The sequence below is a fragment of the Adonisia turfae CCMR0081 genome (genome assembly GCF_011009555.1).
Taxonomy (GTDB): Bacteria; Cyanobacteriota; Cyanobacteriia; order Phormidesmidales; family Phormidesmidaceae; genus Leptothoe; species Leptothoe turfae.
In genome coordinates this window covers 5,650,272-5,659,770 of the sequence record NZ_QXHD01000004.1, presented here as the reverse complement: position 1 = coordinate 5,659,770, position 9,499 = coordinate 5,650,272, and the positions used below count along the sequence as shown (strand labels likewise).

The 9,499-nt window shown below is 47.3% G+C and carries 7 protein-coding genes; 5 read left to right on the top strand and 2 right to left on the bottom strand.

The window, feature by feature from the left end:
* The first annotated feature begins 353 nt into the window (after positions 1 to 353).
* The 5 genes from cphA (at position 354) to DXZ20_RS28055 (ending at position 5,481) form a co-directional block, all read left to right on the top strand.
* On the top strand, positions 354 to 3,050 hold the full coding sequence (gene cphA, locus DXZ20_RS28075; RefSeq protein ID WP_163702409.1) for a cyanophycin synthetase: 2,697 nt from the start codon (positions 354 to 356) through the stop codon (positions 3,048 to 3,050).
* Between the two features lie 142 nt (positions 3,051 to 3,192).
* The gene (locus DXZ20_RS28070; protein WP_163702407.1) at positions 3,193 to 3,765 is read left to right on the top strand and encodes a Uma2 family endonuclease; all 573 of its coding nucleotides are present in this window, start codon (positions 3,193 to 3,195) and stop codon (positions 3,763 to 3,765) included.
* 105 nt (positions 3,766 to 3,870) lie between these two features.
* The gene (locus DXZ20_RS28065) at positions 3,871 to 4,656 is read left to right on the top strand and encodes a hypothetical protein (RefSeq protein WP_163702405.1); all 786 of its coding nucleotides are present in this window, start codon (positions 3,871 to 3,873) and stop codon (positions 4,654 to 4,656) included.
* A gap of 103 nt (positions 4,657 to 4,759) precedes the next feature.
* Complete coding sequence (locus tag DXZ20_RS28060; RefSeq protein WP_250565948.1) at positions 4,760 to 5,011, top strand: hypothetical protein; 252 nt, start codon at positions 4,760 to 4,762, stop codon at positions 5,009 to 5,011.
* Between the two features lie 194 nt (positions 5,012 to 5,205).
* Positions 5,206 to 5,481, top strand: a complete 276-nt coding sequence (locus tag DXZ20_RS28055; RefSeq protein ID WP_163702403.1) for a UPF0175 family protein — start codon at positions 5,206 to 5,208, stop codon at positions 5,479 to 5,481.
* 94 nt (positions 5,482 to 5,575) lie between these two features.
* Here the strand turns inward: DXZ20_RS28055 and DXZ20_RS28050 are convergent, their stop codons facing one another.
* Together DXZ20_RS28050 and argZ are read right to left on the bottom strand one after the other, a co-directional pair.
* Complete coding sequence (locus DXZ20_RS28050; protein ID WP_163702402.1) at positions 5,576 to 7,231, bottom strand: transglutaminase domain-containing protein; 1,656 nt, start codon at positions 7,229 to 7,231, stop codon at positions 5,576 to 5,578.
* 572 nt (positions 7,232 to 7,803) lie between these two features.
* Positions 7,804 to 9,499, bottom strand: a 1,696-nt coding sequence (gene argZ, locus DXZ20_RS28045) for a bifunctional arginine dihydrolase/ornithine cyclodeaminase (RefSeq protein ID WP_163703639.1), incomplete at its 5' end; no start/stop codon positions are given.

Sequence of the window (9,499 nt, the reverse complement as noted above, 5' to 3'; positions counted from 1 at the left end):
GTGTTGTATCATTCAATACAGCTACTCAATGCCCTTTAAGCAAAGCTAATCAGCCTACTTGGCACTCTTTTCGAGCTGAAGGTTTGTTGCAAAGATTGAGGAAAAATGGGAGCTTTTCAAGAAATATTCTAGTCAAAATCTCAGATCATTCACTTAAAATCAGATACATCTGTAGCTGAATTAACAAAAATATAAAAACTTAGTTGACCAGCCTGGGCCTAATTTCTTTGCAGGCGCGTTTATTCCTTACTTTCTAGACTCTTTCAAGAGAAAGGGCTTGTAAGCCTTGCGTATGAAATGAAAGGCTTCGTTTGATTTCTGTTGGCATCTACATAAACACCTTATTGTCGCCTATGAAAATTCTGCACACTCGAACTCTTCGCGGGCCTAACTATTGGAGTATCCGTCGTTCCAAGCTGATTGTTGTCCGTCTAGATTTAGAAAATCTGGTGGATAGCCCTTCTGATACCCTGCCTGGTTTTTACGATGGGTTAGTACAGGTGCTACCGAGTCTTGAAGAGCACTACTGTTCTCCAGGGTGTCGAGGTGGATTTTTAAGTCGTGTGCAAGAAGGCACCATGATGGGGCACATTGTGGAGCATGTGGCCCTTGAGCTACAGGTGTTGGCTGGTATGACCGTTGGCTTTGGCCGTACCCGTGAGACTAGCACCCCTGGTATCTATCAAGTCGTTGTTGAATACAAACATGAGGCAGCTGGGCGCTATGCCACACGTGCTGCTGTTCGACTGTGCCAAAGCATTGTTGAAACGGGGACTTACCCTGTAGATGAGCTGCAAACGGATCTGGCAGATCTGAAAGAACTGCGTACTGAGGCAGCTTTGGGCGCTACCACTGAAGCCCTGGTGGGCGAAGCTGAAACCCGTGGCATCCCCTGGATGGAGTTGGAAAACTGTGATCTGTTCCAGCTGGGTTACGGCAAATATCAAAAGCGTGTTCAGGCAGCCCTGACCTCGTCGAGTAATGTGCTCGGTGTAGAGTTGGCCTGTGATAAGGAGCGCACTAAATCAATTCTAGAAAGTATGGGTGCACCTGTGCCTGCAGGACAGCTGGTTTATCATTTTGATGAGCTGGAAAAGACTATTGAACGCCTTGGTGGCTATCCCATCGTGATTAAGCCATTAGACGGTAATCATGGGCGTGGGATCACGACGGATATTGGCTCATGGGAAGAGGCAGAAGAGGCCTATGACCGAGCTAAGGAGATTTCTAGAGGTGTTATTGTCGAACATTTCTATGCCGGACGCGACCATCGCATTTTAGTGGTGAATCATCAGGTGGTTGCTGTTGCAGAGCGGGTGCCAGCTCATGTAGTAGGCAATGGTCATGACACCATCGCTGAGCTGGTGGAGCAAGAGAACCAGGACGAACGTCGTGGCAATGGCCATGACAATGTACTCACCCAAATTAAGCTGGATGTGTCCACTGATGAGATGCTGAACCGGCAGGGTTTCACCCTAGATACGGTGCTAGAACCAGAGCAAGTGGCCTATCTGCGAGCAACGGCGAATTTGAGTACAGGTGGAACAGCTATCGATCGTACCGATGAGATTCATCCAGAAACGGTGTGGTTAGCGGAGCGAGTCTCACGAATTATTGATCTAGATATTGCGGGGATCGACGTAATTACCACCGATATCACCAAGCCGCTGTGCGAGGCGGATGGGGTGATTGTTGAAGTAAACGCCGCACCGGGATTGCGAATGCATTTAGCTCCTAGTCAGGGTGTAGCCCGTAATGTGGCGGCTCCGATTTTGCAGATGTTGTTCCCACCTGATACCCCCACACATGTGCCGGTTGTGGCCGTGACGGGCACCAATGGTAAAACCACAACAACCCGTCTCATTGCCCATATCGCGAGACAGGTTTATGACGCAGTGGGCTTTACCACCACCGATGGCATTTACATTGGAGATCACCTGATTGAAAAAGGTGATACTACTGGACCCCAAAGTGCCCGAATGATTTTGCAGGATCCCACTGTGGAGATGGCGGTTTTGGAATCTGCCCGAGGTGGTATTCTGCGCTCTGGTTTAGCGTTTCGTCACTGTGATGTCGGTGTGGTGCTAAATGTGGCCGCTGACCACCTGGGTCTAGGAGACATCGACACCATTGACCAAATGGCTAGGGTAAAAGGGGTCATTGCAGAAGCCGTCCATGCTGACGGCTATGCGATTCTCAACGCCGATGATGAGCGGGTAGCTGCGATGGCGGATCGGGTAATTGGCAAAGTGGCCTATTTCTCGATGGATTCGCAGAATCCTCTAGTGCGAGAGCACGTTCAGGATGGAGGCATTGCTGCTGTCTACGATGATGGTCATATTGTTATCTTGCAGCATGAATGGGTGCACCGAATTGAGCATGTTGAACGGGTGCCCCTGACCTTGGGTGGACGGGCACCGTTTATGATTGCCAATGCTCTGGCAGCTAGCTTAGCCACCTTTGTGCAGGGCATTAAGGTAGAGAAAATCCGGGCTGCGTTGCGTAGCTTTGAGGCTTCGGCTCAGCAGACACCGGGACGCATGAATCTTTTCAATCTGGGCCATTTCCATGCGTTAGTGGATTACGCCCACAATCCTGCTGGCTATGAAGCGGTGGGAGGCTTTGTGAAGAACTGGTCGGGGCCAACCATTGGGGTTGTGGGCGGACCGGGCGATCGCCGAGATCAGGATCTGATTGGCTTAGGTCAGCTGGCAGCGACGTTCTTTGATCACATCATTGTTAAAGAGGATGATGATGGTCGGGGTCGCCCTGCGGGTAATGCAGCTGGGCTAATTGTTCAAGGCATTGCTCAAGCTAATGATTCCTCTGCATCCCATGTGGTGCAATTGGATGAAACGGCGGCGATTGAATGTGCGCTGGAGCATGCTCCTGAAGATTCGCTGGTGGTGATTTTTCCTGAACAGGTTAATCGAGCTATTGAGTTGATTCAAGCACGCAATCCAATTGTGGATGCTCCAGAAGCGGACGCAGCGGCTTTACTGGTGGAGGACCCATCAACTTTAGAGCCAATGGCGGTAGGTGGTCAGTAAAATCGATATCTGATTTAACCACGTTGATTTTCTATGGGGTGTGTTGTGGCATTAGTCCAACGCACCTCTGCTCTTTGATGAGAAATCATCAGAATCATCATGCCTATGGCAAGCTAGAGATAGCGAAGTTCAGGCAAGAACAATGGCTCTTAGTAAAAGCTATGCTTACTTTACTCCTGAGGAGTATCTGGAAATTGAGCGGGTAAGCCCTATTAAGCATGAGTATTTGCAAGGGCAAATTGTAGCTATGGCTGGGGCGACTAAGGCCCATGTCATTATTACGGGGAATCTGTCAGCGCTACTGGTAAATCACCTACGTGGTACGGACTATATTTCCTATGCGGTGGATATGAAGGTCCGCCTACCAGAACTGAATCTCTTTTATTATCCAGATTTAGCGGTAACGTGTGATGATCGCGATCGCGTTTCCGATGAAGATTTTATTCTGCATCCCAAGTTGATTATAGAGGTGTTGTCAGATTCGACTGAGGCGTTTGATCGGGGAGATAAGTTTTCTGACTATAAATCTGTTGCAGAGTTAGAAGAGTATGTTCTGGTTCACCAAAAACAGGTTTTGGTTGAACGGTTTCAACGTAAGTCAGATAATCTTTGGTTGCCTCAGGTTTATCGAGTTGGTAAGCAGGTGGAGTTTGAAAGTATTGAGTTTAGAGTTGCAATTGAAGGACTTTACGAGAATATAAGCCAGCTACTTTGATATTTAAGTTTATGAAAATCTATCGATTTCAGCATTGAGCCATCAACATTTCATTTTGAACGTACACTAAATTATCGCAATACCAATTCAGTGTTGTTGAAAAATATGATGGAACTTTTTTTGAAAGAGGTATATGAACAAGCCTATGATCTAGACGATCAAGAATATGATTCTTATTTCCCGCCAGAATGTGATCGCGCAGATTTTTTGTTATTTGGTAATCAAGTTATTTGTGAATCTAAAAAAATTGAGAAAATCAAAGTTGGACATCAGGTAGAAAAACTTTCCTGTAAGGGCAGATTGTCGGGAAAAGTTTTTGAACGAGACTTCTATAATTCAATCAGACAGGCTTTAAGGAAGGCTAATAAGCAAATAGGGGAGAGCAAAAAAGCTCTCAATATTCCTAATGCTTTAGGGTTGGTGATTTTAGAAAATTTGATACAAGATGATCTGTCGATTCTATCTCTCATAAATGCAGCTGAGACAAAAATGTTAGAAGGTTTAGTAAATGTTGATTGTGTGTTGTGCTTAGATTTTGCTAATACTTTCTCAAGTCAGGAGGACGGTCACCTAGTTAGGCCAGCACAAATTCTTGTACGAGACACTGATCGATCAAAAAAACTCTGTGAATTGGTAGAGCAATTAATGAGGACTTTCTGTGAAAAATCTGGTATGCCATTCCTAGATAGCTTTAATATTGAGCAAGGTAGTCAAACATGGGCGACGGATATACAGAGTAAATACAAAAAGTATAAAGCTAGAATAGATTTTGATTTACCTGTATCGGAAGCTAAGTTTCAGTGGAACCAACAAGTGGCTCAGACTTTAAATAACTGGTGGTGGCTGGTTGTCCTAATAGTTATTTTCTATTTCTATAATGAGTTACTATAGCTGTAGTATGTATTCTCTAAAGTAGTTCATGCTAGACTTCAAGGAAATTCTAAAGTTAACACTTTTTTGAATAAGTGGAACTTGCACAAGAGGGCGAGCAGTCTTGAGTCTAGAGGATTTACATAATGGCAAGACTAAGGCAATAGGAGCACTGCTGATTGAGATCGCATCCATACGCCTAACTGCAGCAGGACTAGAGTTTCCAAAAGACCATTTGGTTCCAGAACCCGGACTAGCCTTATATGCTTATCTCCAAGCCACACGAGATGATGCCTACCCATATTACAATGCCCTGCTGAGCAGTCTCAACAGCTTTTGCAACGCGCTTGAACTCAGCTACAAACGAAGGAAGTAGCTGTAGAATGCATTCCACTGATGAATGCTTAGCGATCTCAACTGTGAAGTGAAAAAGTAACTCCCAAATAGGAAGGTTATGTCAGGGCAGTAAGATTGAGGTGGTGGCTCTACAGATAAACAGGAAACAGGGCCATAATCTATAACGTTACCCTCAATAGGGCAAGCAAAATCCCTTAACAAGGAGCCTGAATCATGCAAGTCACGCTAAACCTTCCCGATGAATTGCTTCAGCATTTCAACCTTGATCAACTTGCCCGTGAAATTTTAGAAGCCCTAGTAGTGCAGGCCTACCAATTAGAGAAAATCACCAGCGCCGAAGTAGGGCGCATCCTGGATTTACCATCTCGCTGGGCCATAGATGCTTTCCTGAAGCAGCATAAGGCTTACCTGCATTACGATGAAGCAGATTTGGAGAGCGATCGTGAAACGTTCCGCCAACTCAGGGAAAATCATTCACGTAACATGTAATAGATCAAACTTCATCTGACAGATTCGATTCCACTCAGGGGGACTATTGGCTAAGCGCAGTTGCAGCAAGCCTAAAGTGTTTCAGAAATAATATTTACTCTGGAATCAGCTCATCCAGTATTCGAAAGCGAATATGATTGATAGCTAAGTCGCGCAATGAAAACTCTTCAGGTTTGTCGTCGGCAGTCATTTTTGTAAAGGGAATCCCTTTACCTATTTCCATGTGGTACCAGGCCAGCCCCATAAAGAAACGCTCAGGATAGGGACCTCGCTCAATTACATCATCCACATTGGATTCCATGGGCAGCCAGCCAACACCAGGGACATAAAACTCTAGCCAGACATGGTTAAAGTCTGGTTCTAGGGGTAGGTGGCGGTATTCGGGTTGGGGCGGACACTTATAGCGACCAATGGTGCGACAGGCAATGCCGTTTAGACGAGCTAAAGCCAGCAGTACCCCTACGTATTCTCCACAGGAGCCAGTCCCCCGTTCTAGCGCCACATCGGGAGTATCGATTTTGGGTTGAATACCGTAGGAGAGACGATCGTAAACGTAATTGCGAATCCGCAACATCTTCCGCAATACATTAGTCTCAGTTCCTGCGCCTTCACTAGCTGCCTGCTGAATGGTGTCCGTATCCATTGCCAGATCGTCGTCATCAACGAGGTAGCGTTGTAGCTCAGTGGGTAGTGGCTTGTCGCCATCAATATCGTCAGGGGTGAGGCAATATTTGAGGCTATACATTTCGACAGTGGCCTTCCAGCCTAAGAGACCTCCCTGAAAAGGCTGAATTTGGTCAAACTTAAAGACAGCTACCTGCTGCCCATTTTGTTCTTCAATTGTAAAAGGATGACCAATGGGTTCTACGTGGCGGACGTGCTGGCGCAGGGTGTTGGCAGGTAGGGCAATGCGCCATTCGACGTTGTTGAGGGTGACGGCATCGAGCGGCATGATTTCCTCAGCATAGGAGAATTCCACCAGATATCCGTTTGAGAGGGTGTAGTGTTCGACTGGGTTGTTGTGAAGATAAAGCGGATGGATAAAGGTGCGATCGCGAAATGTCAGTTCATAGGGCGACTCTGCATTGGGATTATCACGAATATAGGGCTCTTCATCGGCATAGACGATATAGCAAACGGGATCTTGCCCTGCCTCAGGTCGATAGAATGTGATGCCGGTGGGTGAACTGTAGGGCGTTAGGGCACTCAGTTGAATCTTGCCTGTTTCGCGATCAAGGCAGTAGACCGTTTGTTCTGTCTGGTCGCATACCCATAATCCATCCTCGTTGGTTGCCAAGGTTTCCTCACCTACACCAGGTTGTGGAAATTTTCCTAGAGGATCGCTCGTGTGGCAATCAAAGAGATGGATATATCCAGATTTTTGGCAGCTAACGTAGACGATGTTTTCCCAAACAGCGACACCGGCTACTGGGTAGGGCAGTTCTGTAAAGAAGGTAGGCTTTTGGGTTGCGCGATCGCACCAAAACACCTCTTCGTCCCTGGCGAACCAAAAGGTATCTTGCCAGAGAGACAAACCGACTGCCCCCATCCATTCCTTATCTTCCAGCTGATACGGGTTGAGGATAACTGTGTTGTTGTTGCGGAGATTGATAGAGACAAGATAGCCTCTTACCTTGTCAATGGAAAAAAGGTACTCGTTATCTGCTGCCAGGCCTGACAGGGCATAGACACCAATTGGTCGAATTGTAGACAGCCGCGATGTTTTATTGGTGAACCCTTGCTCAGGCATAGATCAGGGGAGAATTTAACGGTTATTTAAGGTTTTTATTATAAGGAGTTACGGTCTTCCCAAATAGCAGTCTACTACACTGACAATTGTCCCTTTAAGTACTGGGAAAAGAAGACTTTCACGAATTTTAGTGTAACTTTGCCCCTAATCTCGCCGTAACTCCTTCCAAACCTAAATCTTAGCGATAAACGACAGTCTACTTTCGGGGGGTGGGGGGGAGTTTAGGCCCCCACGAACAGGAGGGGTTCGGGGAGGAACGCTCTGAGCAACCCTCATCGCAATTAACCAATTTTCGACCAGTGTATTTTGTAGGTTGGCTAACAGCAAAACCGGCTGCGTGGGATCCCTCCGAGTTCCCCACACCCCCATGGCTAGGGCGTTCCGCCGCCCTAGAACCCTACGAAAAAAATGATTTATATCCCCAGTAGGCGGTTTGGGCGGTCGGTCAGGTGATTTAGAATTTTGCGCGCTGCGACAAAATTCTAAAAAGAGGAGTTATTGAATTTCCTATTAGGCAAGAATATTCCTGGCTGAAATTATGAGCCTAATTTTGAACATCCCTCGAGGACACTTCAAACGCGAGCATATTTTCCAGTGAGCTTATTGAGTTGATTAACTAACAGACTCAAAAACAGTCCCACATCAGTAACCACGCCAATCGATTCCAACGAACCGCGATCGCTTAACTTTGTAACCACTGCTGGATTAATATCCACACAAACCATCTTCACTCCGGCGGGGGTCATATTCCCCACACCAATGGAGTGCAGCATGGTCGAGAGCATCAAAATCAGGTCTGCTCCTTCAATCAAACGAGCATAATCCGCCTGGGCTTGGAGCAAATCCATTTGGGTATCGGGCAGTGGGCCATCGTCGCGAATAGATCCAGCCAGGGAAAAGGGTACGTTGTTTTTCACACATTCGTACATGACTCCGCTTTGTAAAATGCCCTGCTCCACTGCATTGGCAATGCTGCCGGAACGGCGAATGGTATTGATGGCTTTGAGGTGATGACGGTGTCCACCATGGACGGAAACGCCCCGCTTCATATCCATGCCAAGGGAGGTGCCCATGAGTGCCTGCTCAATGTCGTGAACTGCGATCGCATTTCCCCCCAACAGCCCATGCACATAGCCTTCACGAATGAGATGCCGCAGGTGTTCACTGCCGCCAGTATGAATCACCACTGGCCCTGCCGTGACGACCACTTTGCCACCCTGATCACGGATGCGACGTAAGTCCCAGGCGATCTGCTCCACCACTAACTCCACACGCCGTTCGCTGGAGACGCCAGCGCCCATAAAGCTGAACTCCTCTGTGGATTTCTTTTTAAGGGTGGTAGTCGTACGTTTAGTGCGAATACCTTCGCTACCGACCACAACAGATTCGCCTATCTGTAAATCCCGAAGCAGTTTACAGTGAGCTACTAGACCGTCTGGAGTTTGAGTAATAGCAATGGCTCCATCCATGCGCTGGCCCTGTACCTTAATCCATTGCCCGTTCACAGAAACCTCTGTAGGGTAGATGGCGGTCACATAAAAATCATCAGGGGCCACGCCTGCCTGTACTACAGCTTCTAAGTGGGCGTCAGGGGAAACATCCTCTGAGGTGACGACTGCTCCCAAATCAACCAGTTGCCCCATGATGTCTTCAATGACATCTCCATCGGGGGCTGACACCTTCACGTCTGCCGTTGAGATATCTTGCCGCTGTGCGCCGAGGTCAAAGTGCAATACTTGAAAACTGCCGCCACCAGACACAATTGTGTCCAATGCTCGATTAACGATGCCGGAGTCTAGCAAATGGCCCTCTAGGTGAACCATCCGACTCTGAATAGAAGAGGCTTGAGGAGAGTCTTGACGCGGTTCTGTTACCCGCAATGTTAAACATTTGGCAGCCCCGCCCGCTTTTAGAAATTCGGTGAGGGGTGTTTCAATTACCTTAAAACCGCGTGCGGCTAGAGTTTTCTGGAGACCATCGCTGGCACTGTTCATGATAATAGTTTGGTCAACGTTGACCGCATTGCAGGCAAAGTTGACGGCATCTACCTCATTCACTGGAATACGTTTTTCGGTCGGGATGCGTCGCTCAATTAGATGATTTGAGTAAGTGTCAAACGCTGGGGGATAGTAGAGTAAATCCCCATTGTTCAGCGGACAAAAACAGGTGTCCAGATGATAGAAGCGGCGGTCAATGAGCCGCAGGGAAAGGACCTCCACATCTAGCCATTTAGCTAAATAGGTATGGGAGTCGAGTTCTGAGCGAAAA

Bases quoted from the DNA above. Each gene is read 5' to 3' on its own strand.
- DXZ20_RS28055 (WP_163702403.1), top strand. From the start codon at position 5,206: ATGCAAGTCACGCTAAACCTTCCCGATGAATTGCTTCAGCATTTCAAC.
- DXZ20_RS28070 (WP_163702407.1), top strand. From the start codon at position 3,193: ATGGCTCTTAGTAAAAGCTATGCTTACTTTACTCCTGAGGAGTATCTG.
- cphA (WP_163702409.1), top strand. From the start codon at position 354: ATGAAAATTCTGCACACTCGAACTCTTCGCGGGCCTAACTATTGGAGT.
- DXZ20_RS28065 (WP_163702405.1), top strand. From the start codon at position 3,871: ATGATGGAACTTTTTTTGAAAGAGGTATATGAACAAGCCTATGATCTA.
- DXZ20_RS28050 (WP_163702402.1), bottom strand. From the start codon at position 7,231: ATGCCTGAGCAAGGGTTCACCAATAAAACATCGCGGCTGTCTACAATT.